The sequence below is a fragment of the Mycobacterium sp. E787 genome, from assembly GCF_001668725.1.
Classification (GTDB): domain Bacteria; phylum Actinomycetota; class Actinomycetes; order Mycobacteriales; family Mycobacteriaceae; genus Mycobacterium.
The window spans coordinates 92757-118636 of sequence record NZ_LZKL01000012.1 but is presented as its reverse complement, the minus strand read 5'-3'; the positions used below and the strand labels follow the sequence as shown (position 1 = coordinate 118636).

Genomic DNA, 25880 nt, shown 5'->3' with positions numbered 1-25880 from the left:
TCAGCGAATCGGTTTACGCTGATGCGCGTGGACGGCCGCGCCGGCACTGTCGTAGAAATCGGCTGCTGATGGCACGGGGGAAGCTCCGCGTGTACCTGGGAGCTGCTCCGGGGGTCGGCAAGACCTACGAGATGCTGCTCGAGGGCCATCGCCAGTGCCGGCAAGGCGTCGACTGCGTGATCGGGTACATCGAACCGCACGGTAGGCGGGCGACCCAGGCGCTGGTGGAGGGCTTGGAGGTGGTTCCCCGGCGTCAAGTCCGGTATCGGGGCGGGGTGCTTTCGGAGATGGACGTGGACGCGGTTTTGCGCCGCCGTCCACAGCTGGCGCTGATCGACGAACTGGCCCACACCAATGTCCCCGGTTCGCGCAATGCCAAACGCTGGGAGGACGTGAAGGAGCTGCTAGATGCCGGCGTCGACGTGATCACGACGCTCAACATTCAGCACCTCGAGTCGCTGGGCGACGTGGTGACCGACATTACCGGTGTGCGGCAGCGCGAAACGGTGCCCGACGTGGTCGTGCGGGAGGCGGACGAGCTGGAATTGGTGGATCTGTCGACCGAGGCGCTGCGGCGGCGCATGGTTGCCGGGGACATCTATCCGCCGGATCGAATCGATGCGGCTTTGTCGCATTATTTCCGGCCGGGGAATCTGACCGCTCTGCGGGAGCTGGCGTTGCTGTGGATGGCCGGCCGGGTTGATGAGGGCTTGCGCCGTTACCGCAGCGAGCACGGGATCAGCACGGGCTGGGAGGCCCGGGAGCGCATCGTGGTGGGCGTGTCGGGTGGCCCGGAAAGCAAGGCGCTCATACGGCGGGCGGCGCGGCTGGCGGCGCGCACACCGGGCAGCGACCTGATGGCCGTGCACGTGTCGCGTAGCGACGGGCTGCCCGGGGCGGACGCGGCCACCCTGGCCGGCCTGCGAACCTTGGTCGAGGACTTGGACGGCAGTTGGCACCAGGTGGTCGGTGCCGAGGTGAGCAGCGCGCTGGCACAGTTCGCGCAGCACGAGAACGCCACCCAGGTGATCATCGGCGAAAGCCGTCCAAGAACCTGGTGGCGCCTGTTGACCGGGCGCGAGGTGGTGGCCCGTCGGCTGTCTCGGTTGAGCCCGGGCCTTGACGTGCATGTGGTGAGCGATGAGTCGCCGTCACGGTTTGCGGTGCGGCTTCCGCAGCTGCGCGGTGTCAGTGGACGCCGGCGCTTGCAGGCGCTCGTCCTGACAGCGGTATTGATACCGGCCGTGACCGTTGTGTTGGCCCTGCTGCGCACCCGGCTGAGCCTGTCCATTGACCTGCTGGTGTATCTGGCGGTGGTCGTCCTGATCGCCGTGGTGGGAGGGTGGTATCCGGCGCTGATCGCCGCGATCATGTCCGCGGTGACGGCCGACTTCTTCCTGACGCGGCCGCTGTATTCCTTGCGAGTCGCGCTCATGGACGACGTTGTGGCACTTGTGGTGTATCTGGCGGTGGCGCTGCTGGTGAGCTGGACCGTGGAAGTCAGTGCCCGGCGACGCCGGCTTGCCGCCCGGTCAAGCGCGGAGGCCGCGGTCCTGACATCGATGGCGGAGGCGCAACTGCGCGGGGAGGGTGAGCTTCCACAGCTGCTGGAGGTGATGCGGGAGACCTTCGGGCTGGAGGGGTTGAGCGTTCTGGAACGCCCGACCACGCAGCCGTCGGCTGCTTGGGTGGTCACCGCCAGCAGTGGCGACCGGCCCCCGGAGGGGATCGAGGAGGCGACGGTGCAGGCCGAGCTGGATCCCTGCTCGATGCTCGCCGGCCGGGGGCCGGTGTTGTCGGCGGCCGACATGGAGATCTTCACCGCGTGCGCTGCCCAGATCGCCCAGAACCTGGGCCAGCGCAGGCTCAGCCGACGTGCCGCCGGCGCCGAACGGCAGGCCGAGAGCGAGCTCAGGCGAACGGCGTTGACTGCCGCGGCCGGTCGTGCCCTTACGGAGGGGGTCGACTCCGCCAAGCGGGCTGTCGCGGCACTGCGTGCCTTACCGGCTGCCGCCCGGGACGGCGAGCCCATCGACACGCTCGAGAGCGCGGTCGACCGGATCGGGGCACTGGCGAACGAACTGGACGATGTGGCCAGGGCCCGGGCCGGTGCGTTGGATGTGCGCATACGGCAGGTGGATGTCGCCGAGGTGGTGGCCGCCGCGCTCGACGAACTCGGTCCCGGGCATCACGCGGTGAACGTCGTGTTGCCCGACGACTTGCCTAATGTGCTTTCCGACGCCGCGGTGCTGACGCGGGTGGTAACCGCCTTGACCGCCAACGCAATTAGGCTCAGCTCACCGGGTGGCACACCGACGATCGCTGCGACTCCGTGCGGTGATCGGGTCGAAATACGTTTTCAGACAGGCCATTCCGGGCATGGGCCGGCCGATGGTGGCGGTGACCACTTCACCGTCGAGGCGGCGCGCGACCTGCTCGAGGCAGTCGACGGATCGCTCCGCATGGAAACGGGTCCGGACGGCGCCGCAACGGTCGTCGTCAGCGTCCCGGCGGCTGCTGCTGATCGAGCGCAAGGTTGAGTTCGACGACATTGACCACGGTTTCTCCCAGGAAGCCCAGCGCGCGCCCGGTGGTGTGATCGCGTATCAACGCCGCCACGGTTGCGGGCGGCAGGTGCCGAGTGGCGGCAACCCGCGGTGACTGCAGGGCGGCGTTGGCCACGGAGATGTCGGGATCGAGACCGGACCCGGAGGCCGTCACCGCGTCGATGGGCACTGCCGCATCCGGGGCCAACTGGTTGAAAATCCGGTAGGCGGCGGCTCTGTCGCGGATGGCGCCGAGCAGACGGGGATCGCTGGGGCCGAGATTGCTTGCGCCGCTGGCGGTGGCGTCGTAGCCGTTTCCCGCGGCCGAAGGGCGGGACTGGAAATATTGTGGCAGTGGGTTGCCGCCGGCGTCGGTGAAGGATTGGCCGAGCAGGCTGGACCCGACGATTTGGTTGTCACGGCTGATCAGCGAGCCTTCCGCGTGGTGGCGGAAGGCCAGTTGGCCGATGCCGTAGGTGGTGAGCGGGTAGGCCACACCCAGCACCACGCTGGCCAGCAAGGTTAGCACGGCCGCCGGAAACAGTTGGGAACGCAGCATTTAGCGAATTCCTATCGGGGCGACGATGGCGATGTCGATCAGTTTGATGAGCACGAACGGGGTGATCAATCCGCCCACGCCGTAGATCAACACGTTCCGGCGGAGCATGGCGGTGGCGCCCATCGCCTTGATGCGGACACCGCGCAGCGCCAGCGGGATCATCAACACGATGATGATCGCGTTGAAGATGACCGCGGAAAGGATGGCCGTATGCGGGTTGTGCAGGTTGAGAACGTCGATCGCCGCCAACTCCGGATAAACGGCATGGACCATCGCCGGGATCGCGATGAAGTACTTGGCCACGTCGTTGCAGACCGAGAACGTCGTCAGCGAACCACGAGTGATGAGCAGCTGCTTGCCGACCTGGACGATTTCCATGAGTTTGGCCGGGTCGCTGTCCAGGTCGACCAGATTGCCGGCTTCCTTCGCGGCCTGGGTGCCGCTGTTCATGGCCACCCCAACATCGGCCAGCGCCAGAGCCGGTGCGTCGTTGGTGCCGTCGCCGGTCATGGCTACGAGGTCGCCGCCGGCCTGTTCGGTTCGAATCCGGTCCATTTTGTCTTCCGGGGTCGCCTCAGCGATGAACTCGTCGACGCCCGCTTCGTTGGCGATGGCGGCGGCGGTGGCCGGATTGTCGCCGGTCACCATCACGGTGCGGATTCCGAACGGGTGCATGGCGCCCAAGCGCTGCGAAATGCCTGGCTTTACAGTGTCTTTGAGATGAACGATGCCCAGCAGGCCATGCTCGTCGGCAACGGCAAGCGGGGTCCCGCCACTGGTGGCGATGCGAGCTACGATCTCGTCCGTATCAGGTGGCACGGTGCCACCGTTGGCGCGGACCCAGTCGCTGACCGCTGCCACTGCACCTTTGCGGATCTTGCGTTCTGGCAAGTCAATTCCGGACATCTTGGTCTTGGCGCTGAAATTGACCAGGCTCGCCCCGGCAATTTCGCGCGGCTGGCAGCCGCACTGTTGTTCAGCGAACTCCACAATCGAACGGCCCTCGGGCGTCTCGTCGGCCAGGGACGATAGGTGCGCGGCTTCGGCCAAGGCGTGTTCTTCGGTTGCGCCGACGGGGACGAACGCCGTGGCCATCCGGTTGCCGAACGTGATGGTGCCCGTCTTATCCAGCAACAGCGTGGTCACGTCGCCGGCGGCCTCCACTGCCCGCCCCGACATCGCCAGCACATTGTGGCGGATCATCCGGTCCATGCCGGCGATGCCGATGGCCGAAATCAATGCCCCGATGGTGGTCGGCGACAGCAGCACCAGCAGGGCAACCAACAACACGATCGGCTGCTTGACTCCCGAGAAGATCGCAACCAACTGGAAGGTGCTGACCGCAACCAGAAAAATGAACGTCAGGCTGACCAACACCACTGTCAGGGCCAGCTCGTTCTGCGTCCGTTGCCGGTTCGCACCCTCCACCAAAGCGATCATGCGGTCCAGAAAGGTTTGCCCGGGCGGGGATGAGATCGAGACAACGATGCGGTCGGACAGCACCACGGTGCCGCCGGTGACCGCGGAGAGGTCACCGCCCGACTCTCGGACCACCGGGGCCGACTCACCGGTGATGGCTGATTCGTCGACCATCGCCATGCCTTCGATTACCTCGCCGTCGCCTGGGATTGCCTGACCGGCCTCGACCACACAGCGGTCACCGATTTTCAGGTCGGTGGAGGGGATGTCCTTCGTAGTCCCATCCGGCTGCAGGACATAGGCGACGGTTTCCTTCCTGGCCCGGCGCAGCGCGTCGGCGTGTGCCTTTCCGCGGCCCTCGGCCATCGCGTCGGCGAAGTTGCCGAACAGCACGGTGAACCACAAGAACAGCACGACCAGACCGGTGAACAGATTGTCATTGGCACTGGATTTCGGCGCGTCCCGAACGAATAGCAACGTGGTCCAGATGCTGCCGATATAGACGACGAACATCACCGGCTTGTGCACCATCAGCCGCGGATCGAGTTTGAGCAGAGCATCGACGACGGCTCTGCGGACGATCCGAGGATCGACGATTGACAACTCGCGCAATTGCCGGGTTTCGCGACCCAGGTGCCGACCGGGCGGGGCGGCCGTCTGTGTTGTCATGGCTCCCATCCCGTCAGACTCCGAAGTGCCCGGAAAAGTGCTCGGCCATCGGGCCAAGGGCGAGTACCGGGAAGTAGGTGAGACCTACCAAGATCACGACAATCGCAGCGAGCAGGGCAGTGAAAAGCGGCGTGTCCGTGCGCAGCGTCCCGGCGGTGACCGTGTATTTGCGCTTGCTTGCCAGCGAACCTGCCAGTGCCAGCGCGGGAATGATCTCGAAGAACCGCCCGACCCACATGGCCAGCCCCAGCGTCGAGTTGTACCAGGGGGTGTTGCCGGCCAACCCGGCGAACGCCGACCCATTGTTGTGCGCGGCAGAGGTGTAGGCGTAAACGACCTCGGTCACCGCATGTGGCCCCGTCGTCGAGATTTGGTGGGCCGCCGACGGCAGCAGCAGCGAGATGCCGGCGAACGTCAGCAGCGTGACCGGTAGGACCAATATGTAGATCGCCGCCAGTGTCATGTCCCCGGCCAGCAGACGCTTGCCCAAATACATCGGGGTGCGTCCCACCATCAGCCCGGCGATGAAGGACGTGATGAGCACAAAGATCAACATTCCGTACAGGCCGGTGCCGGTGCCGCCGGGGATGACCTCCCCGAGCATCATGTCCGACAACGACAAACCACCGCCCAGCGGCGTATAGCTCTCCATCGCCGCGTTCACCCCGCCCGTCGAAGTAGAAGTCATGGTGACGGCGTTCAATGCCGAACCGGTCGCTCCAAGGCGCAGATCCTTGCCCTCCAGGTTGCCGCCGGGATTGTCGGCAGTGGGGTATTGGGCGATGCCGAGCTGTGGAATGTGCGAATTGCCATGGGCTTCCAGCGCCGCCACCAGCACCACCGAGAGCGTGTACAAGGTGGCCATGGCGACGATCACCACCGTCGCCTGCCGCATGGATCCGACGAGTCGGCCATACGCCCACGGGAACGCGAACGGTATCGACGCGGCCAGCCAGATGGTGAGCACGTTGATGACGGGATTGGGATTCTGGAACGGGTGGGCCATGTTGGCGCCGAAGTAGCCGCCGCCGTTGTCGCCGATCATCTCGATGGGCACCATGCTCGCCACCGGGCCGCCCGGGATGCTTTGTTGGAGCCCGGAAATACTCGACACGACGCGGGTGGGATGGAAGTTGTCGATCACGCCGCCGGCGAGCAACACGATGGCGAACGCGAAGCTCATGGGTACCAACACCCGCACCAGAGAGCGCACCGTGTCGACCCAGAAATTTCCCAAAGTCGTTGTCCGCGTTCGGATCACGCCGCGGATGAACGCCGCGGCCAGCGCCATCCCGATGGCGGCGGACAAGAACTGATGCACCACAAGCGCGAACATCTGGCTGAACTGGCTCAGCGTCGATTCGCCCGTGTAATTCTGCCAGTCGGTGTTGGTGACGAAGCTCACCGCGGTGTTGAACGCCAGCGGCGGGCTGACCGCGCCGAAATGATCGGGGTTGCCGGGCAGCAGGTGCTGTACGCGAAATACCAAGTAGTTCAGCAGCACTCCCACCAACGTCAGGGCCACCGCCGAGCCGACGAATGCGGTCCAGCGCTGCTCACTGTCGGGGTCGATGCGCAACAACCGGTAGATCAGTCGCTCCACCGGCAGGAAGACCCTGTCCCCCGGCGCCTTCTGGTTGCCGTACACCTTGGCAAGGTAATTTCCCAGAACGGGTGTGCTGGCGAGCAGAAGCGCGAACACCGCCGCGATCTGCGCCCAACTTGCCGCAACCATCTAGAGGTCTCCCCGCCGGATCAGTCCGTAGACCAAGTAGGCGCCCAGCATCACGGCGACGACAATCCCTGTCACATCGTCGAACGTCATACCGATCCGGCCTCGGTCCGCGGTGCCCGCCGGCGGTCCGTTTCCCCGAGCGCGGGCTCCTCGGGCGGCGCCAATCGATCGCAAGCAACGGCAAACCCGACGGCCGACGCGGTCAGCACAAGTAGCAACGCCACGAACGCCAGGTCCAGCATGACCGACCTCCGATTGAACAGCGGTTGGGATCAACGTACGACAACCATGCGCGGCACTACTGCCGCATATACGCAATTTTTGCGCCCTGATTCGCGCCGCAGTAGGGCCATTCGACTCTGCGCCTTATGCGCGGACCGCGATTGACCTGAACGTTTGGGCTGCTGCCCGGGCGGCGCGCTCGCCTTGCGCATGTCACCGAAAACGACTCCCGCGTAGCGGGTTACGAGGCGCGCCCCTCCTCGATTATGAGAAATCCAGTGCGGGCAGCCTGCCGGGCGGGCGGGGCCGGCACTGGCTACGCAAAAGGTTAGGAAGTCAGACGATCGGGAATTGTTCTGCTGAGCTCATGCAGAGATAGGAAAAAAATCGTGCCCCTCCGCTTTCAGGACGTGATCACGTCCAAGTACCTGCTGCTGACCACCTTCACCAAGGACGGCCGTCCCAAGCCGACACCGATCTGGGGCGTGCCCGACGGCGACAAGCTGCTGGTCATCACCGACGACGGGTCGTGGAAGGTCAAACGGATCAACAACACGCCGCGGGTGACGATCGCGCGCAGCGCCGCACTGGGCAAGCCCAGGAGCGAACCGGTGGAAGGGATCGCCCGGGTGCTGCCGAAGTCGGAGACGCGGCGGGTCTACAACGCCGTGCTCAAGCGGTACTGGTACCACGCCTGGTGGTTCTATGCGCACTCGATCGTGCGGGGCGGCATCGACAAGGTGCACGTGGGGCTGGAGATCACGCCGGCTGCGTAGCGTCGCTGCGGGGGTCGATCAGGATCTTCGCGTGCGCCTCGGGGTCCCCGAGCGCATCGAACGCGGCCTCGACGCCGCCGAGCCCGACCGTCCCGGTGATCAGCGGCGCGACGTTGACCTTGCCGTCGGCGAGCATGCGCAGCGTGTCGCGGAACTCCAGCGGGGTGTAGCCGAGCACGAACCGAAGGTCGATCTCCTTGTTGATCGCCATCGACGGCCGGATGTGGTCCGAGCCCATGCAGACGCCGACCACGACGACGCGCGAGAACAGTGGCGCGCTCGCGATGATGCCGTCGATGATGCCGGGGACGCCGACGCATTCGAAGACGACGGGGTGCGCGGGCGTGGCGGCGCCGGCCGCTTCGGCGGCGCGCCATAGGTGCCACCAGGGCAGCCGCAGCTTCTGCATCTTCTCGATCGTGCCGACCGCCAGGTCGAACGCCTCGACGATGCCCTTGAGGTGTTTGCGGCTGGCATCCGTCGCATACGGCGAGTCCTGCGCGGGATCGACGACGATGTCGGCCCCGCAGGCGGTGGCCAGCGCGCGCCGCCCGGCCGAGAAGTCGCTGGCGACCACGGTGCGCACCCCGCGCGCCTTGAGCATGCAGATCACCGCGAGACCGATGGGCCCGCAGCCGATCACGATCGCCACGTCGCCCTTGCCCACCTCGCCGCGGCGGACGGCGTGCCAGGCGACGGCCATCGGTTCGGTGAGGGCCGCCACCTCCGGTGACAGCCCGTTGGGGACGGCGAACGTCAGCGACTGCTCGACGAGGAGCTGCTCGGCGTAGGCGCCCGGCGCCATCGCCGACAGCCCGATCCCGTGCACCTCCTTGCCGCGGCGCAACAACGGCAGCGCGACGACATGAGTGCCGGTCTTCGGCGCCTTCCGCGTGCCGGGGCCGTAATCGAGCACCTCCCCACAGAATTCGTGACCGAACACCACGTGCTGGTTCGATCGCATGAACGCGTCGTAGCCGGCTTCGACCATCACGTCGGCGAGTTCGTCGCAGTGGTGGCGCGCATGCAGGTCCGATCCGCAGATGCCACACCGCAACACCTCGATGAGCAACTGACCCTTCGCCGGGGTCGGGGTCGGGGTGTCGACGAGCTCAAGCTTCGCGTTGGTACAGGTGACGCTCTTCATCCGTCGATCTTCCTACACCGTGGCGGGTTTCCGGCGCGCCGGTTGCAGTCCCGCCGCTTCCTTCAGTTCGTCGTAGGCCTCCCTCGTGCAACGCGCGAGTCGCGGGAGGCCGTCGAGCGCGGCGCTGTTGCCGACGAACCCGAAGTCCATGCTGTCGTAATAGGACGCCATCGTGGCGTTGAGCCCGATCGAGGCGGCGAGGGCCGAAATCGGGTAGATGCCGAGCAGTCGCGCACCGTTGAGGTAGCGGATCTCCTTGGCGCCCGCCACATTTGAGATGACGAGGTTGCACGCGGGGTGGGCCACCCGGTCCAGGTGTGTGGACGACCCGAGGCCGGCGAGCGCGACGAGCCCGGTCGCGTAGGTTATCGCCGCCTCGTTGGACATGCGGCCGAGTTCCTTCTTGCACGTGGCGACCGAGTCGGTCACTTGCCGGATTCGTTCGGACACGCTCGCGCCGGGCTCGCCGAGGCGCGGAAATATCGCCGACACGCGGGTGCCGATCGCGGTGTCCCCGTCGGCCCGCATGGACACCGGACACATCGCGATGAAGGGGTGCGCGACGTCCCGGCCCGTCTCGCGCAGGTAGGCGTGCAGCCCCGCGTCGACCACGGTGACCGCCACGTCGTTCAGGGTCGCCCCGAACCGTCGGCCGACCTCGCGCATCTCGTCGAGCGGCAGGGACAGCGTCGCGAAGCTTCGCCCGATCTTGAGCGGCTCGTTGGTGGGGCCGTGCTGCGCGGCGAACGGCAAGCTGCCCTCGAGATGCGACCCCAACACGCCCGCGAGGACCTTGCGCAGCGCGCCGACCGAGACCTGGTTCACCGCACCGACCTGGGTGAGGGCGCCCCGCACCGCATCGGCGATGCGCCCGGCGAGCGGCGTCGGGGGATGCGGCGCGGGTTCGGGCGTGCTCAGCGCGAAGGCGGGGGTGGGCACGCCGCGCCGATCGGTCGTGCTCAGCCCGGCGTACAGCCGCCGCAGGCCCGACTCGCCGTCGATGATCGAGTGATGGGTCTTGGTGTAGATCGCGAACATTCCGTCCGGCACACCGTCGATCACCCAGCAGCGAAACAGCGGCCGATCCCGGTCGAGTTGTGGTTCGTGTAGGTCGGCGACCAGCCGCAGCAGGTCGTCGTACGAGGCTCGGGCGGGCAGCGCCAGGTGCCCGACGTGGTAGTAGGGGTCCCAGTCCGTCACCTCCCGGAAATGGGGGGCGGAGCGCCCGAGCAGCTCGGGGACGTAGTTGAACGGCGGCACCGGCGTGCACGCCCGATACGCCTGCACGATCTCGCGCACGACGGGCGCCCGGCCCGCGGGCTTCTTGAACAGCAGCATCGCGCCGACGTGCGTCGTGCCGGCCGGTGATTCGATCAGCAGCCACGAAAGGTCAAGTGGCGGAATGGTTTTCGTCATGACACAGCTCCTAGCCGAAGGCTACGGCGATGTTCCCGCACCGGACCGCGGCCGGGGAGAGGATTAGGCCCCCGTTACGGCAGCCGAAAGTCCCTCGCCAGATTGCAACGGGCGACCCGAGAAAGGTCGGTAGTTGCACGGTCGACGCAAAGGGCTTAGCGGCCCGCCGTGCGCAGGGCCGCGAAGGTGTCGGCGATGGTTTCCTTGGGATCCCGGTAGGTGATGCCGAGTTCTTGCTCGCTGGGCGAGTCGTCGGACGCCGGCATCTGGGTGTAGTACTGCATCCCCGCCGATGTGATCGGCGTGTCGAAGGGCAGAAACCGGGCCGCCCGATCCATGACCGCGCCGGCCACGCGCAGCGCGGTGTCGGGGATGGGGACCGCCACCATCGGGGTCCCGGCGACCTCGCCCAGCATCGCCGCGAGCTCGGCCGCGGGGACCCGGTGCCCACCCGCGGTGTAGCGGCGCGGCCCCCGCCCGGGCTCCAGGAGCGCGGCGTGCAACGCGGCCAGATCGCGGGCGTCGACGATCAGCCAGGCGGCGCTGCGCCCCGGGATCGCGTGCATCTGCACGGCCGCCCTGACACCCTCGCCGGCCTCCCCGAATTGGTTGCCGACGGGCGGGCCGAGCACCATGCCGGGATAGGTGATGTTCACCGGGGCGCCGGCGTCCTGTAGCCCGCGCGCATAGATTTCGACCTGCGCCTTGGACGTGCCGTAGCCGTCGGCCCCGCCGACGACCGGCAGGTCCGCCGTCAGCGTCTGAAGGCCCGGGTGAAACAGCGCCGTGAAGCTCGACACGTGAATGATCGGGTCCAGTCCGAGCTCGACGGACTGGCCGAGGACGTTCTGCGCGCCCTGCATGTTCGTGGTCAGCATCTCGTTGGTCTGCCGCGGGTCGACGGCCACCAGGGCGGCGCTGTGCACGACGGCGTCGCAGCCGCGCAACGCGTCGCGCACCGAGACCCGATCGGTGATGTCGCCGACGGCGAAGTCCGACACATCGACACCCAGCTTGGCGACGGAGGTCTGCAGCCGATCCGGATTTCGCACCAGGAACCGGATGGAGTGTCCCGCGTCGGCGATGGCCTTGGCGGTCCACCCGCCGACGAATCCCGTCCCGCCCGTGACCAGAACGTGCATGCTGCGATTCTGCCCGGGGCTACAAATGGCTCGCCGCGTAGGTCGCGGCTTGGCCCGTCATGCCGTTCATCGGATAGGACATGTGCGCGAAGGCGTCGTTGCCGTCACCGCAGATCCCGTCGCCCGGCGCGCACAACTCGAGCGTCTTGGGCTGATACAGCGGTCCGATGACGATCACCGGCGCGCCGTACTTCTGCAGCCACGGACCCGACGGCGTCCCGAACAGCGTGACCGCCGCGACGTGGTTCGCGATCTCGGGTGGCATCGGCGGGGGCACCGCGGACGCCGGGACGCCCGCCGGGACGGCGGCCGAGGTGACGAAGCCCGCCACCGCGGCGCCCTGGGAGTACCCGCCGAGCACTTCCTTGGTGTTCGGGCAGTTTTTCGCCATCGACTCGATGTGCGTGCCGGCGTCACGGATGCCGTCGATGACGGTGGCCGGGAAATCCGGATTGGAAAAGTCGGTGCTGGCGGGGTAGTTGACCGAATACACCCCGAGCGACCTGCCGCCTACCTGCCCCCGCAACGCGTCGACGAATGACCCGCCGACGCCGCCGACGCCGGGTGGTTCGCCCGACCCGCGCGCGAAGACGACTTCGACGTCGGGGCACGGGTCGGCGGACGCGGCCGGGGTGGGGGCGCCCCAGAGTGCGAATGCCGCCGTGACCGCCGCGACTCCCAGGGATGTGGTGAATCGGCGCATGCTCGAAGACCTCCGCATCGTGTGTCGTTTATTGATGTTCGACGCCAATCGCGCTGTGGATTGTCGATCGAACCAACGAACGACCAGCGGGCCGTCGATTACTTCTTGAACGCGTCCTTCACCTTCTCCCCGGCGTCTTTCAGGCTCGACTTCGCCTGGTCCGCCCGGCCTTCGTCCCTGGTTTCGTGGTCGCCGGTGGCCCTGCCGATGGCCTCCTTGGCCCGGCCGCCCAAATCCTCGATCTTGTTCTTCGCCTTGTCCGCGCCGCTCATCTGCGTGCCTCCTGATCGCGTCGTTGTGCTGGGTGTGGCTACCCGGCGGCGGGCGACCTTGAAACCCCGAAGGCGATCCGCCCATCATGGACGGCGTGAGCACCGCAATCGTGGTGGCTATCGTCGCGGTGCTGATGCTGCTGGGCATCGGCATGGTGGTCAACCAGCTATTTCGGCTCAGGAAGTGGTTGAATGCCGCGCCCCCGGAGCGCCCACCCGGGGACGAGGCTCCCCGACCGCCGGAGTGATCCACCCGCGGCCCGGTTTGTGTTCAGGGCGCTGACCGGCTGATAGCTTCATTTCCGTGATGGCACCTCGCCGGGGGTCCACCCTGCTTGTGACCGACGACGGCCTGCCGCGCGGGGTGTCCGGGGCCGCCGACCCTCGTTTCTCCAACGTCGTCGGCCTGTTCGCCCGGTTGTTCCCCGGTCGTCGGTTCGGCGGCGGAGCGCTGGCCGTCTACATCGACGGCGCGCCCGTCGTCGACGTCTGGACCGGCTGGTCGGACCGGGCCGGCACCGAACGCTGGGCCGCCGACACCGGCGCGATGGTGTTCTCGGCGACCAAGGGGGTCGCCTCGACGGTGATTCACCGTCTGGCCGACCGGGGCCTGCTGTCCTACGACGATCCCGTCGCCGACTACTGGCCCGACTTCGCGGCCAACGGAAAAGCCGACATCACGGTGCGCGACGTCTTGCGGCACCGGTCCGGGCTGTCGCACCTGAGGGGCGTCACCAGGGCCGAGCTGATGGACCACCTGCTGATGGAGCAGCGCCTGGCCGCCGCGCCCGTCGATCATCTGCGGGGCGTGCAGGCCTATCACGCGCTGACCTACGGATGGCTGCTGTCCGGTCTGGCCAGGGCGGTGACGGGCAAGGGCATGCGAGAGCTGATCCGCCAGGAGATCGCGCGCCCGCTCAACACCGACGGACTGCACCTCGGTCGCCCGCCGGAGGGCGCGCCCACCAAGGCGGCCCAGATCCTGTTGCCGCAGGGGCGTTTGCGGGCACCGGTGTTCAATTTCGTCGTGCCGAAGCTGGCCGGTCTGCCGTTCTCGGGCGCCCTGGGCGCGATGTACTTCCCCGGCGTCGTCTCCCTCATCAAGGGCCGGACGGAGTTCCTCGACGGCGAGGTGCCGGCGGCCAACGGTGTGGTGACCGGCCGCGGTTTGGCCAAGATGTATGCGGCCCTGGCCAACGGGGGCCGCATCGACGGCAAGAAGTACTTGTCCGAGGACTTGGTGCGCGGGCTGACGGGCCGGCCACAGCGCAAGTGGCCCGACGCAAACATGGTGGTGCCCATGCCATTTCATCTGGGCTACCACGAGTCGCCGGTGCCCGGCCTGCTGAAGGGTTTTGGTCACGTGGGTCTGGGCGGAACCCTGGGCTGGGCCGACCCGGAATCCGGCAGCGCCTTCGGCTTCGTCCACAACCGGCTGCTGACGCCGTTGCTCTTCGACATGGGATCGTTCGCCGGACTGGCCGGCCCGCTGCGCAACGCGATCGAGGCCGCCCGCCATCAGGGCACGCTCGAGGTGCCGCAGCTCGGCGCGGCCTACACCAGAACCGCGCGGCGGAAGGCCGCGACGGCGGTGGCGTCGGGAGGCGGCTAGCCCCTGGCGTAGCCGCGGGGCAGCGTCAGCGGGAGGTCGGCGTAGGTGACGATGCCCGGCGGCGCGGCGACGACGGCCGGGATCGCGTTGATGACGGGCATCGCCGTCATGATGTGCCCGAGCGCCATGAAGTCGGCGATGGTCTCGGCCTGGAAATACGGGGGAGGCAGGAAGCCGACCTTGGTGGTCACCGTCGGCTGCCCGTCGATCTGGATGACCCAGCCGTCCTGGTCGATCTTCCAATCCGGCTCGAGCGTCTGCCCCTTGCGCCACCGGACGTTGAGGTCGATCAGGGTCTTGCCGCCGACAATGCCCTGCCAGCTGATGTAGACGCCGGCGACGCATCCCGCGGCAATCGTCCAGGACGCCATCTCGAGATCGGCTGTGGTCTGGGCGAATTCGGCCACACAGCGCACCTCGTCGAGCTCGACGCCGAGCGCGTCGGCCAGCAGCCGCACGGCCTCGCCGAAAATCGCCGTCCCCTTGCGGGCCATCTCCGGGAGCTCGGGGTGGTCGATCGGCTGGCCGAAGCCCACCGGCTTCTCGGTCGCGGGTGAGTCGTAGAAGGTGGTGTCGGCCGCTTCGATCACGCTGACCTTGTCGATCCTGTTGCACACCATCGCCGAGACGATGGCCAACAGCTCGGCGAAACCGGGGCTGACGCCGGAACCGAAGATCGTCGACCCGCCCTTCTGACAGGCCTCGACGATTCGGTCGCGACCCTCGCCCAGGTTGGCCCCGGTGATGAAGGAGGCCGTCGTCACCACGTTGACGCCCGCCGACAGGATGCGGACCAACTCGTCCACGTCGATCCACATGGGGTTGTAGACGACGCAGTCCGGTTTCAGCGCGAGCAGCGCGTCGACGTCGTTGGTGGCGGCCACGCCGCGCGGCGCGATGCCGACCAGCTCGCCGGCGTCGCGGCCAACCTTGTCCTGCGACCAGGCATAACAGCCGACCAGTTCCAGTGCCGGGTTGTGGGCGATCGACTGGAGCGAGCTCGTTCCGACGTTGCCGGTGTTCCACTGGACGACCCGATAGTTGTTTGGCACTCGCTCAGCATAGGGAATGATGCCCGGTCGGGCGAGAAGCTCAGTAGTCGGATTCGGCGGCCAGGATCTCGGCCAGAAAGGCGTCGTTCGGGGGCCGGTCCAACCGGGCCCGCGCCCACCGGCGGACCCTGTCGCGGGTGTCGCGCGACTCCGTCGTGCCCGGCACCTCGGCGCCGACGATCAGCGACGTCGCCGACCAATCGTGGTCCCAGGCAGCCGATTCCGTCACCGGCCGCTGCTCGCTGTCGACCAGGGGCACGGTGGCGTCGCCGTCGGCGTCCAGGGCGCCGCTGCCGCTGATGGCGCCGGAACGCAGCTGTACCGCGATCCCGGTGGCCGGGCCGGGGCCGATGACGGCCGCCCGCACCAAGGCGACCACGCGGGCGCCGGCCACCTCGACGCTCCAGACCACGGTGTTCTCGCCCGCGTCGAAGATCCCGGGCGGCACGGCACTCCAGCTGATGGACGCGACGCCTCGGGCGATCGGGGCCGCGTCCCGCGGGGCCGCTCCGGTGCCGGCGGCCAGCGCGTAGTCGTCGCGGCGTCCGCCCGGTCGGGCCGGCTCCCCGGTAAGCGCTAGCCCCGAATCATCCAGCGCCGCATACAGTTCCGGCCATCCGGGGCCGTCCACACCCACCTCGTCGGCCAGCCCGGTGCCTGCGCGCACCAGATCCAGGATCCGCGGGTCGCCACCCCGCGCGTGGGCGATCAGGGCGGCGGCGTGCGGTGCCAGCAGCTCGGCCACATCCGAATCCAGGGTGTCGTCGGTGAAGAAGCCCTGTGCGCCGGAGGTCAGCAGCGCGACCTCCACGTCGAGCACTGCGGGGTCGAGCGCGGCGATGCCGTCCAGGCGGCTGACGGGCCACCAGCGCCGCAGCCAATGGCCCACGGCCAGCCGCCGGAGCGGGGCGAGGGACCCGGGCACGATCTCGACGCCGGAGAGCTCGATGCCCTGCGGCCGATCGGCCGCGCCGTCAACCGCCGACACCAGCGCGACATGACCGGACTCGCCGAGGACGCGCCAAAGCCAGTCGGCGCGGGACAGGTCGGTGAAGGCGATGTGGGTGCCCGCGTCCCCGGGCGGATCGTCGATCATCCAGGACAGCACCGCGCCGCTGACTTCGAGCACCGCGGCGAGCGGCGACTCGGCGGGGGCGGTCCCCGTCGTCCACAGGCCGGAATCGGCGGCCAATCTCATCCGGCCACCTGCAATTCCAGCATCGCCTTGATCCGCTGCCGGTGATCCAGGCTCACCGACCGCGCGACCCCCTCCAGCAGGGACCGCACCTCGTCGACGTCGTCGCAGGGCTCCTGCCAGACGTCGCGCCCGTGCAGTCGCGCCCAGAGCCGGCTCAGGTAGGGCTGCGCGTAGCCGGCGAGGTCGTCCACCACCTGGCGCTGGCGGGGATGGATCGGGCCGCCCTCGGCGAGGTAGCGCCGCGCGTGCAGCACGTAGGCCTCCTTGCGCAGCCGGGCCTGGATCTGGGCCGCCAGCGCGTAGCGGCTGGAGACGGAAGGGTCGAGGGGAGCCAGCTCGACGGCCACCTCGATGCCGGCGACGAGCGTGGCCTGCTTGTCCTCCGACAGCAGTCCCCACGGCGCGGCCGCCCGGTCGACCTCCTCCTCGCAGAGCAGCGGGATGTCGGGCAGCGCGTCGCGGTCCAGGGCGCGCCGCAGCGTCGCGCGCACCCGGTCCACCACGCTGCGGTCCAGCGGGCGGTCACTGTCGGATTCGCCCGCGATCCGGGGCCGGCGTTGTGGCTCAGCCGAACTCAGGCCGAGCTCGGCGATCGACCACGGTAGCTCGGCCCCGTCCAACCGGGCCAGCGCCCCGAGGTTGTACGGGGTGGCGTCGGCGATGACGGCCGACCAGACGCGCTGGCGGGCCGACGCGGCGCGATGGCCGTGGGCGGGTCCGAGCACGGTGGCGAGCTCGGCCAGGAACGGGCCGGTGGCGGTGTGCGCGGCCCGCACGTCACCCCAGCTGCGGTCGAGCTGGTCGGCCAGCCTGCCGACGACATCGGGGCTCGCCACGTATTGGCGCAGCACCTCGATCGCGGTGCGGTCGCGGCCCTGGTGGATGTCGGTGAGCACGGTGGCCGCCGTCTCTCGATCCTGTGGTGCCGGTGGGCCTTTCGTCACCGCGAGCTCGAAGCAGACCGGGAAGTACAGTTCCTGGGCGTTACCGGTGCGGATCCGCTGCCTGCGTCGCTCGAGCTTGAGGGTGTCGAACCATGCTGCGGCGTAACGCAATTCGCGCGCGCTACCGACGATCAGGTCGTGCATCGCGGCCGCGGTCTCCGGCGGGACGACCGGTGCCGAGTACTGCGGGTTCGATCGCAGGCGGAGCACCAGGGGGTCGATGATGCGTTTGACGGTCCGGCTCAAGGGGCCGCCGTCGTCGCTGCTGAGCACCTCGACGCCGGGGCCGATCGCGCGCCACGCCGCCTCGATCACCGACCGGCGCGGGTGACCCACGGCGACGTCGGGCGCAACCTGCGAATCCGCGCTCATCAGGCCAGGATAGGGGCAATCGCAAAATATCGGCAGCCGAAAAGTTGGGTTCGGTAGCCGTCCGGCGGTTAGAGCCTGATGGGCATGAAAAAGCTACTCATGCTGCTGACGGGAACGGGCCGGCTCGCGTTCGTGCGGCGTCCCATGGCGGCGGGTCCCACCGTCGGCGTCGGCACCGTGCGCAAGGTGGGCGACGAGCGCCAGGTGTTCATCGAGGTGGTGGCGGTGTCCGGCGAGACGTTCATCGGGAGGCTGGCGCGCGGCGAGGGCGATCTCGACGTGTCGGTGCTGCGGCCCGGGCTGGTCGTGCTGGTGGCGTTCGATCCCGCTGCCCGCGAGGAACTTTCGTTGCCCGATGATGTTCTCGCCGTCCACGCGTCCTGGCTCGCGTCGGTCTGAGGCTAGCGCGCGCCGTCCACCGCGAACGTGGCCAGGGCGCCCCAATACAGCGGGCTGGCGGTGACGTCGCCGTCACGCCAGCGCCGCATCTGCGCGCGCTGCCAAAGGTTCACCGCACACCCCGCGTCCGCGCCGTCCTGCGCGCGGTCCACGGCGACAACGATATCGGCCATGGGGTCGGCCGATTCGTGCGCGGCGAACTGTCGATAGGCCGCGGAGGTGGGCAGCGACCACAAGGTGGCGGTCACCAATTCGGCGCCGCCGAGAATCATCGCCGCCACCAGGCCGGTCGCCTCGTCGAATTGATAGTCGCCGCCCGATCCGCACGCCAGCAGGGCGACCCGCGGCGGGATGGGCAGCTGCAGCGACATCAGGTCGGAGGCGGTCAGCGGGCGATGATCGCCGATCGCCTCGGCGTCTCCCGGGATCCCGGCGGTGCAGGCCAGGTGCAGGGCGGCCCGGTCGGCGCGGCCGTGCGCCGAGCTGGCGTGGCCGACGTACATGAGCCGGCTCGGGGCCTGCGCCAGCTGCTTGGCCAGCCAGACGCGGTCGGCGTCCTGCCGGCGGAACAGCTCGACGACGTCGCCGACCTCGGGCAGCACCGGGCGGCGCCCCATCAGCTCGCCGAAGTGCCGGGCCAACGGCGCGTGCGGGGAGGGCCGGCCGAGCACCGAGCCGAGCGCGGAGTCGGGTCGCTGCCCGGGCACCCGCGGGTCGAGGACCAGCAACGGTGGACCGTCGCGCCTGGCGTCCCAGCCGGCCGGCGTCCGCGGCGAGTGAACGATGTTGGGCGGCGCCGCCATCAGCACGTCGACGAGCTCCATCAGGCGGTGACCGTCGGTGTGGGCGCCGATATCGGCCAGCTGCCACGGGATTCGGGCGGCCACCCGGCCGCTGCGGGTGATGGCGTCCTGGCGTGCGCGCACCAACTCTTCCTTGCTCGGTCCCGATTTCGGCACCGCCAGCAGCCCCCAGGGGATGCGTGCCAGCCGCGCGCTGGGCGAGACGAACAGCACCGCCCGCGGCGATGCCGCGCACTCCGCCAACAGCTCCCACCCCGCGGAGCCGATCAGCAGCACCCCGAGGATGTAGGCGACCGTGAGCTCGGCGTCCGGCGTGGCGAAGGGGCCGGCGGTGAGCGCCCGTTCGATGGCGTCGCGCCGGCTCTCGGCGCCGTGGGGCTCGGGCAGGGCGTCGGTGAGCTCTTGCAACGCGGCGAGCAGGATCGGATCTTCGATCACCCAATTGACGGTTCGTGACGGCTGTCCCACGATCCGCAGACTGCCGTAGGTGACGATCCCGACGTCGGCGAACCGGAGCACCAGCGTCAGGCGGTCCGCGTCGCTCATGGCCAGGTCGACCACGCCGGCTCGGCGGCGGTGACCTCGCGACCGTAGCGTTCGAAAGCCAGTGCGCGATAACGGCTCATGATCGGCGGGCTGTCGGGCTGCATCTGTAGCGGCGGCAGCGGGCCGAGCCGCGTCAGCGAGCCGCCGGCACGCGCCGCGGGGGGTCCGGCCGCGGCCAGTGCCACGTCCGAGCCCGTGTCGATGACGACCGTCGCGGTGGCCGTCGCCGCCCATTCGCCGATCCTCGGTCGCTGCGCATCGGTGTCGAAAGTGCCTCGCGCGCTGTGGTATTCGACCAGCTCGCTGATCAGCTGGGTGTTTTCCCACTCCCACGCGACGGCGAAGGCGCCGGCCAGGATGGGGGCGGAAATGGTGGTGGCCCAGCGCGATCTCGCGTCGGCGTCGGCGATCGAATACCGCACCGAGTCGACTGCCAGCGCGGCCGGCACCTTGAGCTCCGCGGCCCGCTCGAGCTTGGCCATCCCGCGCCAGTATTCCGGTGTGCCGACCTCCCCGCGCAGGATGCCGAGCCCCTCGGCCTGCCGTGCCTCGGTTTCCTGCAGGGTCTCGTCGGGATCACCCGAACTGTCGAAACCCAAGTCGGCCAAGGCATCCGCGCGCCACACCGTGCCGAGCTGGCTGTCAAGCTGGGCGTACTGCAACCAGCTGCTGCGGGGAGAGGAGTCGAGCAGGTCCCGGGCCTGCGCGATCAGCTCGACCGCGTCGGCGAAACGGCTCCAGAAGATGGCAATCCAGCTGCGCTGCAACAAGATCCGGTGCAGGTGCAACGGCTTCCCCAACTCCCGCCAGTGCCGCTCGGCCTGCTCCCAGCACTCGTCGGCGGCTTCCAGGGCACCGGAGCCCAGCCGGGTGAGCCCCAGGTACAGCCAGCACCGGGCGGCGTCGTGCGCCCGGGCGTAGCGGGCGATGACGGGCTGGGCCTCGGACACCAGCTGCTCGGTGGTCGCGTGGTCGCCCACCAGCCAGCACGCCGCCGCACGCTCCAACTGCGTTCTGGCGCTTGCCAGTTCCCATCCGCGAGCCTGCGCCCTGGCGCCCGCGCGACGCAACCAGGGTTCGGCTTCGGCCAGCCGGCCCGTCTCCACGCAGAATCTGCCGTATGCGGTGCCCGCGGCGACCAGGAGATGGTCGGCGAACTCGCTGCCGCCCCGGAGGCGGTCCACACCCTCGAACACCGCGTCCCACAACCCCACCGATCGCACGTGCAGGTCGTCGTCGCAGAGCGCCGACGCGCACAACAGTTGGGCGTGGGCGCGCAGATACTCGAGTTCGTCGGCCAGGTCGGCGAAGTCCCCATCGGATGCCGCGTCGCTCAGTTCGCGCAGCGCCGAGGCGGCGCCCTCGTGGTCACCGATGGCCGCCGCCAGGCCCGTCTGAAGGAATTGCGCACGACGGGAGTACCGGCAGACCAGGTGCGCCACCTCGCCCTCGGACATGGTCACCTTTGCGGCGGCCTCCGGCATTGCGCCGGCGGCGATCCCCGAATAGATGGCCAGGCAGTCGCGGATGCGCCGGATCGACTCGCGCACGCCGTCATTCGCCCCGCGCACCAGGTAGATCTCCCCAAGCTGCGCAAAGACTTCCAGCATGAGATCGTCTCGATCTTCCCGCTCGATCCGCGGCACCAGTGACAGCAGCAGATCCCTGGCCCGCGTCTCGTCGGCGGCAAACGCCAACCGGCGGGCGTCCGCCAAGTCCTCGGGGATCGACACGGCTGCATCATAAGTCCGCCGTCGTCGGCGTGGCGAGGATCCGGAGCGGCGGACGCGTGAGTGAAGGCACGCCCGCCGCCCCGGAGTCCGATCGATCAACCGCAGGTCACCTTGATGTTGAAGTCCTTGGTGATCATCCCCGCCATCGGGTTCTTCATGTCGGCGCCCTGCGCCTGCCCGGTGATGGTGTAGGTCTTGCCGTCCACCGCCACGTTGGCCGAACCGACCTTGGCGCCCATCCCGTTGCTGACGGACAGGGCGCTGCCGTCGACGAAGAGGGCCAGCGACTCGACCTTCGGGGTGGGCTCGTCGGTCATCACCACGGCCAGCGCCTGCTGGGCGCCGCTGTTACCGCTGCCGATGTCGATCTTGCCGCCCGTCCGCACGCAGGTGACCGCGGACGGGTTCAGGCCGGCCAGGTCGGTGCCGCCCACCTTGACCTGGGCGTTGGTGCCGGTGGCGGCGACGCTGGGCGCCGTGCTCGGCCCCGTGCTTGACGGGGCGGCCGTGTGGCCGCCGCTCGAGCAGCCCACCAGCGCCACTGAAGCCGCAGCGACGCCGAGGGTTCCAATCGCTCCCGCGATAAGACGTTTCACTGGTTTTCCTTCCTTCATGCGCCGCCCCATTGGCGTCGCCATGGGCGCAAGTACAGATGCCCGGGCCCGCTACCGATCCCAATTTCGCCGCCCGCCCGGTAGGCTGCCTCGACACGGCCCGACGAAGGGAGATGCGCGATGGCGAGCGTGAAATGGCTGGAAAAGCCTGAGCCCCATGACTTCCCGGCGGCCGCCGACTACCTCGCGCTGCTGGCGGAGCCGGGCACCGCCAACGAGTTGTCGGAAAAGATGAAATCAGGTGTCGTCAGCCACAAGAAGGCCAAGGACATTCTGCGGGCCGCGCGGCTGAGCCTGTTGCCCGACGACAATCCGCACGTCGCCGCGGATCTCTCCAAGATCAAGAAGGGCCAGGCCTTGTCGCCCATCCTGCTGGTGCGCGGTGACTTCACGACGGGCGTCCCGCTGCAGATCGCCGACGGCTACCACCGGGTGTGCGCGAGCTACCACACCGACGAGAACACCGACATCCCGGTCGTCATCGTCTCGGCCGGCTGACGGAGGGGGTGTCGTCGTGATCGAGATCGAAGCGGTCGGCGGGGTCCGGGTGCTGACCCTGTCCTCCGGGCCCGTCAACGCCCTCGACGTCGAGTTGCTGAAGGAGCTGACCGACGCGCTGGGGGAACTGCAGCACTCGGGCGCGGGAGCGCTCGTCGTCACCGGCGCCGGCCGCGCCTTCAGCGCCGGGGTCGACCTCAACCGCGTGGTCGGCGGCGGTGCCGACTACACCGACCGGCTGATCCCGGCGCTGTCCGAGGCGTTCGAGGCGTTGTTCTGCTATCCCGGGCCGACGGTGGCCGCGATCAATGGCGCCGCCATCGCGGGCGGGTGCGTGCTGGCGTGCGCCTGCGACCGCAGGCTGATCAGCCCCGGCGCGCAGATCGGCGCCTCCGAGGTCCGCGTCGGGGTCGCGTTCCCCGTCGCCGCGCTCGAGGTGATGCGCTACGCGTGCGGCGACCGCGCCGACGACGTGTTGCTCGGCGGCCGCGTGTATCGGGACGACGAGGCAACCGCGAACGGGCTGGCCCACCGCGTCGTCGCCGACGATCTCGTCGGGGCGGCGGTGGCCGAGGCCGCCGACCGCGGTGGCATCCCGGCCGACGCCTATCGCCACACCAAAGTGCAGCTACGGGCCCCCGCGCTGGCACGGATGCGCGAGGGCGGCCTCATCGACAGCGAGGTCCGCCAGTTGTGGGGCGCCGACCAGACGCAGCGGCGCATCGCGGCCTATGTCGAGGGCATCAAGCGGCGTTGATCCAGGGCCGGGTCATTCGTCGAGCGCGACGCCGCCGCGGGTGCGCCGGCGCCGCATCCGGTGCGAGCCCTTGCCCGTGGGGCGGCGGTTCTGCAAGCCGGTCCGGGGCTCCTCGGCGGCTTCGGCTTCCTCGGTGGCCGGTTCGGGTTCCGTCTCGGCTTCCGCGGTGGTAGCGGGCTCTTGCTCGGGCTGCGATTCTTCGGCGACCTCTGCGGCCTCTTCGGGCTCTGCTGCCTCTGCGGCCTCTTCGGGCTCTGCTGCCTCTGCGGCCTCTTCGGTGTCTTCGGGCTCTTCGGTCTCAGCGCCCTCGGACTCCTCGGCGACTTCGTCCGTGACCTCTTCGGTTTCGTCGCCCTGCTTGCGGCGCAGGCCTCGCTTCTTGCGCTGCTTTTCCTTCTTCGGCTTGATCGGCTTCGGCGGGGGCGGCGGCAATTCGGCGATGAACGACAGATAAAAAGCGAACACGCCGAGCAGGCCGATCGCGGCGGCGGCGCCGTAAATCCCGAACAGCCACCGCCCGGCGGAGTCCAGGCTGAGCCAGATCTCGCTGATTGCGGCGCCGATGATCAGCACGCCGGCCAGCACGTGGGCCACGATCGACCACAGCCTGATGGTCAGCGCCAGCTGCGGCGTGCCCAGCTCGGGCTTGCGGGTCCGCAGCTGGGTGAAGACCACGGGCAGCGCGGCGAGGGCCACCAGCGCGCCCGTCACGATCCGCAGCGTCGTCCCGACCGAATGCGTGGTTTCACCCATCAGCTCAGGCCAGCGGGGCAACACGAAAAAGAAGTAGAGGACGCCGGCAGCGATCGAAAACGTCGCGTGCCACGGTATGGCGACCTTGCGCCCCATACGCCTCCTCGTGCTGCCGGTGAGCTTGTTGGCCGGTAAGCCAGCCTAAAGGCCGGTCAAACCGATTCCAAACAACCCCCGTGCGTTGTCGCACCCGAGCCGAGCGCGACCGATGGCGGAGGATGCGGGATTTGAACCCGCGAGGGCTGTTAACCCAACCCGCGTTCCAGGCGAGCGCCATAGGCCACTAGGCGAATCCTCCGTGGGCCATGGTAACCGAGCGTCCGGTCCGCTTTAATGGCCGCCGCCGATCGGTTCCGGCCAGGTACTAGACTCGCCGAAGGACCCCGCGCGGCGTCTATCCTGTGAACTCCCCCAGGGCCGGAAGGCAGCAAGGGTCAATGGGCTCTGTCGGGTGCGCGGGGTCCCCCAGGTTAAACGAGTGGCGACCCGCAGCGCCCGGTCCCCGCAAGCGGGGTGCCCCACCGCGCGCTCGCGATCGCCACGGTTCGGGGCCCACGGCATGTCCAACACCTGACCCCGAAGCCGCCGCCTCGACAGCGAAAGGGTCCATGGTGTCGCTGGATTCGCTCAGCCCGGACGAACTTGCCGCTGCACACGCGCGCAACCAGCAGGATTACGCGGAGCTGCAGGCCAAGAAGCTGACCTTGGACCTGACCCGCGGCAAGCCCTCGCCGGAGCAGCTCGACCTGTCCAACCAGCTGCTGAGCCTGCCCGGGGACGATTTTCGCGATTCCGAGGGCACCGATACCCGCAACTACGGCGGCCTGCACGGCCTGCCCGAGCTGCGGGCCATCTTCGGGGACCTGCTCGGCATCCCGGTGCAGAACCTGATCGCCGGCAACAACTCGAGCCTGGAGCTGATGCACGACCTCGTGGCGTTCTCGCTGCTCTACGGCGGGGTCGACTCACCGCGGCCCTGGAAGGACGAGCCGGCCGTCAAGTTCCTCTGCCCGGTACCCGGCTACGACCGGCACTTCGCCATCACCGAGACGATGGGCATCGAGATGATCGCCGTCCCGATGCTGCAGGACGGGCCGGACGTCGACCTGATCGAGGAGCTGGTCGCCGTCGACCCCGCCATCAAGGGCATGTGGGCGGTGCCCGTGTTCGGCAACCCCACCGGCATCACCTACTCCTGGGAGACGGTTCGCCGGCTCGTGCAGATGCGCACGGCCGCGCCCGACTTCCGGTTGTTCTGGGACAACGCGTACGCGGTGCACACCCTGACGCACGACTTCATCCGCCAGGTCGACGTGCTCGGGCTGGCCGCCACGGCGGGCAACCCCAACCGGCCGTACGTCTTCGCGTCGACATCGAAGATCACCTTCGCCGGCGCCGGGGTCAGCTTCCTGGGCGGGTCGCTGGGCAACATCGCCTGGTATCTGCAGTACGCCGCGAAGAAGTCGATCGGCCCGGACAAGGTCAACCAGCTGCGGCACGCGCGCTTCTTCCGCGACGCCGACGGGGTGCGCCTGCAGATGCTGCGCCACCAGCAGATCCTGGCGCCGAAGTTCGCGCTGGCGCTCGAGATCCTGGACAACCGGCTGGGCGACTCCAAGATCGCCTCGTGGACCGAGCCCAAGGGCGGCTACTTCATCAGCCTCGACGTGTTGCCCGGAACGGCGCGGCGCACCGTCGCGCTGGCCAAGGACGCCGGCATCGCGGTGACCGAGGCGGGCGCGTCGTTCCCGTACCGCAAGGACCCGGGCGACAAGAACATCCGGATCGCGCCCACCTTCCCGTCGCTGCCCGACCTGCGCGACGCCGTCGACGGGCTGGCGACCTGCGCGCTGCTGGCTGCCTCGGAGTCGTTGCTGGCGTCCTCCCCGTCGACCTCCCCGTCGAGTGTGAGCTGACGGCTTTCTCTGTGCACTGACGGCGGAAATTCCGACGACATCCCGCCCTGGACGCACATTCAAAGCCGTGGCCGCAC

Annotated in this window: 23 protein-coding genes, 1 tRNA gene and 1 other RNA gene; 9 read left to right on the top strand and 16 right to left on the bottom strand. The window is 68.7% G+C overall.

Annotation, left to right across the window (positions count from 1 at the left end; translation table 11 throughout):
• Positions 1 to 68: 68 nt before the first annotated feature.
• Positions 69 to 2540 carry a DUF4118 domain-containing protein gene (locus tag A5705_RS01185; protein ID WP_068274688.1) on the top strand — a complete coding sequence of 824 codons (2472 nt, stop codon included), beginning with the start codon at positions 69 to 71 and terminating at the stop codon, positions 2538 to 2540.
• On the opposite strand, the gene kdpC is transcribed toward A5705_RS01185, so the two are convergent.
• The 3 genes from kdpC to kdpA are packed head-to-tail and all read right to left on the bottom strand — an operon-like array spanning position 2500 to position 6928.
• The gene (gene kdpC, locus A5705_RS01180; protein WP_369829583.1) at positions 2500 to 3102 is read right to left on the bottom strand and encodes a K(+)-transporting ATPase subunit C; all 603 of its coding nucleotides are present in this window, start codon (positions 3100 to 3102) and stop codon (positions 2500 to 2502) included. The two genes, A5705_RS01185 and kdpC, sit on opposite strands and share 41 nt — an antisense overlap.
• A 3-nt stretch (positions 3103 to 3105) precedes the next feature.
• Positions 3106 to 5202 carry a potassium-transporting ATPase subunit KdpB gene (gene kdpB, locus A5705_RS01175; RefSeq protein WP_369829582.1) on the bottom strand — a complete coding sequence of 699 codons (2097 nt, stop codon included), beginning with the start codon at positions 5200 to 5202 and terminating at the stop codon, positions 3106 to 3108.
• A 4-nt stretch (positions 5203 to 5206) separates the two neighbouring features.
• Positions 5207 to 6928 carry a potassium-transporting ATPase subunit KdpA gene (kdpA, locus tag A5705_RS01170; RefSeq protein ID WP_068274676.1) on the bottom strand — a complete coding sequence of 574 codons (1722 nt, stop codon included), beginning with the start codon at positions 6926 to 6928 and terminating at the stop codon, positions 5207 to 5209.
• A 611-nt stretch (positions 6929 to 7539) separates the two neighbouring features.
• Between kdpA and A5705_RS01165 the strand changes: the two genes are divergently transcribed.
• On the top strand, positions 7540 to 7926 hold the full coding sequence (locus A5705_RS01165; RefSeq protein ID WP_068274674.1) for a PPOX class F420-dependent oxidoreductase: 387 nt from the start codon (positions 7540 to 7542) through the stop codon (positions 7924 to 7926).
• On the opposite strand, the gene A5705_RS01160 is transcribed toward A5705_RS01165, so the two are convergent.
• From A5705_RS01160 to A5705_RS01140, 5 genes are all read right to left on the bottom strand, one after another.
• Entirely contained in the window at positions 7910 to 9073 is a 1164-nt protein-coding gene (locus A5705_RS01160; protein WP_067881860.1) for a zinc-binding dehydrogenase, read from the bottom strand. The genes A5705_RS01165 and A5705_RS01160 overlap by 17 nt on opposite strands.
• 12 nt (positions 9074 to 9085) lie before the next feature.
• Entirely contained in the window at positions 9086 to 10489 is a 1404-nt protein-coding gene (locus A5705_RS01155) for a wax ester/triacylglycerol synthase family O-acyltransferase (RefSeq protein WP_068274671.1), read from the bottom strand.
• Positions 10490 to 10644: 155 nt separating this feature from the next.
• Positions 10645 to 11631 (bottom strand): SDR family NAD(P)-dependent oxidoreductase, encoded by a 987-nt coding sequence (locus tag A5705_RS01150; protein ID WP_068274668.1) that lies wholly within the window; start codon positions 11629 to 11631, stop codon positions 10645 to 10647.
• A gap of 19 nt (positions 11632 to 11650) precedes the next feature.
• Positions 11651 to 12352 (bottom strand): cutinase family protein, encoded by a 702-nt coding sequence (locus A5705_RS01145; protein ID WP_068274759.1) that lies wholly within the window; start codon positions 12350 to 12352, stop codon positions 11651 to 11653.
• 80 nt (positions 12353 to 12432) lie between these two features.
• Positions 12433 to 12606 (bottom strand): CsbD family protein, encoded by a 174-nt coding sequence (locus tag A5705_RS01140; protein ID WP_067881851.1) that lies wholly within the window; start codon positions 12604 to 12606, stop codon positions 12433 to 12435.
• A 95-nt stretch (positions 12607 to 12701) separates the two neighbouring features.
• Between A5705_RS01140 and A5705_RS28025 the strand changes: the two genes are divergently transcribed.
• Positions 12702 to 12854 (top strand): hypothetical protein, encoded by a 153-nt coding sequence (locus A5705_RS28025; protein ID WP_197517013.1) that lies wholly within the window; start codon positions 12702 to 12704, stop codon positions 12852 to 12854.
• A gap of 59 nt (positions 12855 to 12913) precedes the next feature.
• Positions 12914 to 14218, top strand: a complete 1305-nt coding sequence (locus A5705_RS01135) for a serine hydrolase domain-containing protein (protein ID WP_068274665.1) — start codon at positions 12914 to 12916, stop codon at positions 14216 to 14218.
• Here A5705_RS01135 and A5705_RS01130 read toward each other — a convergent pair.
• The 3 genes from A5705_RS01130 to A5705_RS01120 are packed head-to-tail and all read right to left on the bottom strand — an operon-like array spanning position 14215 to position 17784.
• The gene (locus A5705_RS01130; protein WP_068274663.1) at positions 14215 to 15270 is read right to left on the bottom strand and encodes a dihydrodipicolinate reductase; all 1056 of its coding nucleotides are present in this window, start codon (positions 15268 to 15270) and stop codon (positions 14215 to 14217) included. The two genes, A5705_RS01135 and A5705_RS01130, sit on opposite strands and share 4 nt — an antisense overlap.
• A gap of 40 nt (positions 15271 to 15310) precedes the next feature.
• Positions 15311 to 16468, bottom strand: a complete 1158-nt coding sequence (locus tag A5705_RS01125; protein WP_068274660.1) for a hypothetical protein — start codon at positions 16466 to 16468, stop codon at positions 15311 to 15313.
• Positions 16465 to 17784: a hypothetical protein gene (locus A5705_RS01120; protein WP_068274657.1), complete on the bottom strand. Its 1320-nt coding sequence runs from the start codon at positions 17782 to 17784 to the stop codon at positions 16465 to 16467. The genes A5705_RS01125 and A5705_RS01120 overlap by 4 nt, the downstream gene beginning before the upstream one ends.
• A gap of 99 nt (positions 17785 to 17883) precedes the next feature.
• Here A5705_RS01120 and A5705_RS01115 point away from each other — a divergent pair, with 99 nt between their 5' ends.
• On the top strand, positions 17884 to 18183 hold the full coding sequence (locus A5705_RS01115) for a hypothetical protein (protein WP_067882010.1): 300 nt from the start codon (positions 17884 to 17886) through the stop codon (positions 18181 to 18183).
• Positions 18184 to 18185: 2 nt separating this feature from the next.
• Here the strand turns inward: A5705_RS01115 and A5705_RS01110 are convergent, their stop codons facing one another.
• The 3 genes from A5705_RS01110 to A5705_RS01100 all read right to left on the bottom strand — a co-directional run bounded on the left by A5705_RS01110 (position 18186) and on the right by A5705_RS01100 (position 21861).
• A complete protein-coding gene (locus A5705_RS01110; RefSeq protein ID WP_068274756.1) occupies positions 18186 to 19532 on the bottom strand; it encodes a CHAT domain-containing protein in 1347 nt (448 codons plus the stop codon).
• On the bottom strand, positions 19529 to 21265 hold the full coding sequence (locus A5705_RS01105) for a hypothetical protein (RefSeq protein WP_068274654.1): 1737 nt from the start codon (positions 21263 to 21265) through the stop codon (positions 19529 to 19531). Before A5705_RS01105 ends, A5705_RS01110 begins: the two co-directional genes overlap by 4 nt.
• 95 nt (positions 21266 to 21360) lie before the next feature.
• Positions 21361 to 21861, bottom strand: a complete 501-nt coding sequence (locus tag A5705_RS01100) for a lipoprotein LpqH (protein ID WP_067881833.1) — start codon at positions 21859 to 21861, stop codon at positions 21361 to 21363.
• A gap of 138 nt (positions 21862 to 21999) precedes the next feature.
• Here A5705_RS01100 and A5705_RS01095 point away from each other — a divergent pair, with 138 nt between their 5' ends.
• The gene (locus tag A5705_RS01095; RefSeq protein ID WP_067881831.1) at positions 22000 to 22377 is read left to right on the top strand and encodes a hypothetical protein; all 378 of its coding nucleotides are present in this window, start codon (positions 22000 to 22002) and stop codon (positions 22375 to 22377) included.
• A 16-nt stretch (positions 22378 to 22393) separates the two neighbouring features.
• Positions 22394 to 23134 (top strand): enoyl-CoA hydratase/isomerase family protein, encoded by a 741-nt coding sequence (locus A5705_RS01090; protein ID WP_067881828.1) that lies wholly within the window; start codon positions 22394 to 22396, stop codon positions 23132 to 23134.
• A 12-nt stretch (positions 23135 to 23146) separates the two neighbouring features.
• Here the strand turns inward: A5705_RS01090 and A5705_RS01085 are convergent, their stop codons facing one another.
• A complete protein-coding gene (locus A5705_RS01085) occupies positions 23147 to 23983 on the bottom strand; it encodes a hypothetical protein (RefSeq protein WP_068274651.1) in 837 nt (278 codons plus the stop codon).
• A 113-nt stretch (positions 23984 to 24096) separates the two neighbouring features.
• A tRNA-Ser gene (locus tag A5705_RS01080) sits at positions 24097 to 24185 on the bottom strand.
• Positions 24186 to 24261: 76 nt separating this feature from the next.
• Between A5705_RS01080 and ffs the strand changes: the two genes are divergently transcribed.
• An RNA gene (gene ffs, locus A5705_RS01075) (signal recognition particle sRNA small type) lies at positions 24262 to 24358 on the top strand.
• Between the two features lie 140 nt (positions 24359 to 24498).
• Positions 24499 to 25803: an aminotransferase class I/II-fold pyridoxal phosphate-dependent enzyme gene (locus A5705_RS01070; protein ID WP_156762988.1), complete on the top strand. Its 1305-nt coding sequence runs from the start codon at positions 24499 to 24501 to the stop codon at positions 25801 to 25803.
• Positions 25804 to 25880 lie beyond the last annotated feature (77 nt).

What these genes read in the sequence shown, in the direction of transcription:
- A5705_RS01095 (WP_067881831.1), top strand. Translation starts at nt 22,000, where the DNA reads ATGGCGAGCGTGAAATGGCTGGAAAAGCCTGAGCCCCATGACTTCCCG.
- A5705_RS01160 (WP_067881860.1), bottom strand. Translation starts at nt 9,073, where the DNA reads ATGAAGAGCGTCACCTGTACCAACGCGAAGCTTGAGCTCGTCGACACC.
- A5705_RS01115 (WP_067882010.1), top strand. Translation starts at nt 17,884, where the DNA reads ATGCTGCTGACGGGAACGGGCCGGCTCGCGTTCGTGCGGCGTCCCATG.
- A5705_RS01140 (WP_067881851.1), bottom strand. Translation starts at nt 12,606, where the DNA reads ATGAGCGGCGCGGACAAGGCGAAGAACAAGATCGAGGATTTGGGCGGC.
- A5705_RS01125 (WP_068274660.1), bottom strand. Translation starts at nt 16,468, where the DNA reads ATGAGATTGGCCGCCGATTCCGGCCTGTGGACGACGGGGACCGCCCCC.
- A5705_RS01120 (WP_068274657.1), bottom strand. Translation starts at nt 17,784, where the DNA reads ATGAGCGCGGATTCGCAGGTTGCGCCCGACGTCGCCGTGGGTCACCCG.
- A5705_RS01155 (WP_068274671.1), bottom strand. Translation starts at nt 10,489, where the DNA reads ATGACGAAAACCATTCCGCCACTTGACCTTTCGTGGCTGCTGATCGAA.
- A5705_RS01150 (WP_068274668.1), bottom strand. Translation starts at nt 11,631, where the DNA reads ATGCACGTTCTGGTCACGGGCGGGACGGGATTCGTCGGCGGGTGGACC.
- A5705_RS01185 (WP_068274688.1), top strand. Translation starts at nt 69, where the DNA reads ATGGCACGGGGGAAGCTCCGCGTGTACCTGGGAGCTGCTCCGGGGGTC.
- A5705_RS01085 (WP_068274651.1), bottom strand. Translation starts at nt 23,983, where the DNA reads ATGGGGCGCAAGGTCGCCATACCGTGGCACGCGACGTTTTCGATCGCT.
- A5705_RS01110 (WP_068274756.1), bottom strand. Translation starts at nt 19,532, where the DNA reads ATGAGCGACGCGGACCGCCTGACGCTGGTGCTCCGGTTCGCCGACGTC.
- A5705_RS01145 (WP_068274759.1), bottom strand. Translation starts at nt 12,352, where the DNA reads ATGCGGAGGTCTTCGAGCATGCGCCGATTCACCACATCCCTGGGAGTC.
- A5705_RS01135 (WP_068274665.1), top strand. Translation starts at nt 12,914, where the DNA reads ATGGCACCTCGCCGGGGGTCCACCCTGCTTGTGACCGACGACGGCCTG.
- kdpA (WP_068274676.1), bottom strand. Translation starts at nt 6,928, where the DNA reads ATGGTTGCGGCAAGTTGGGCGCAGATCGCGGCGGTGTTCGCGCTTCTG.
- kdpB (WP_369829582.1), bottom strand. Translation starts at nt 5,202, where the DNA reads ATGGGAGCCATGACAACACAGACGGCCGCCCCGCCCGGTCGGCACCTG.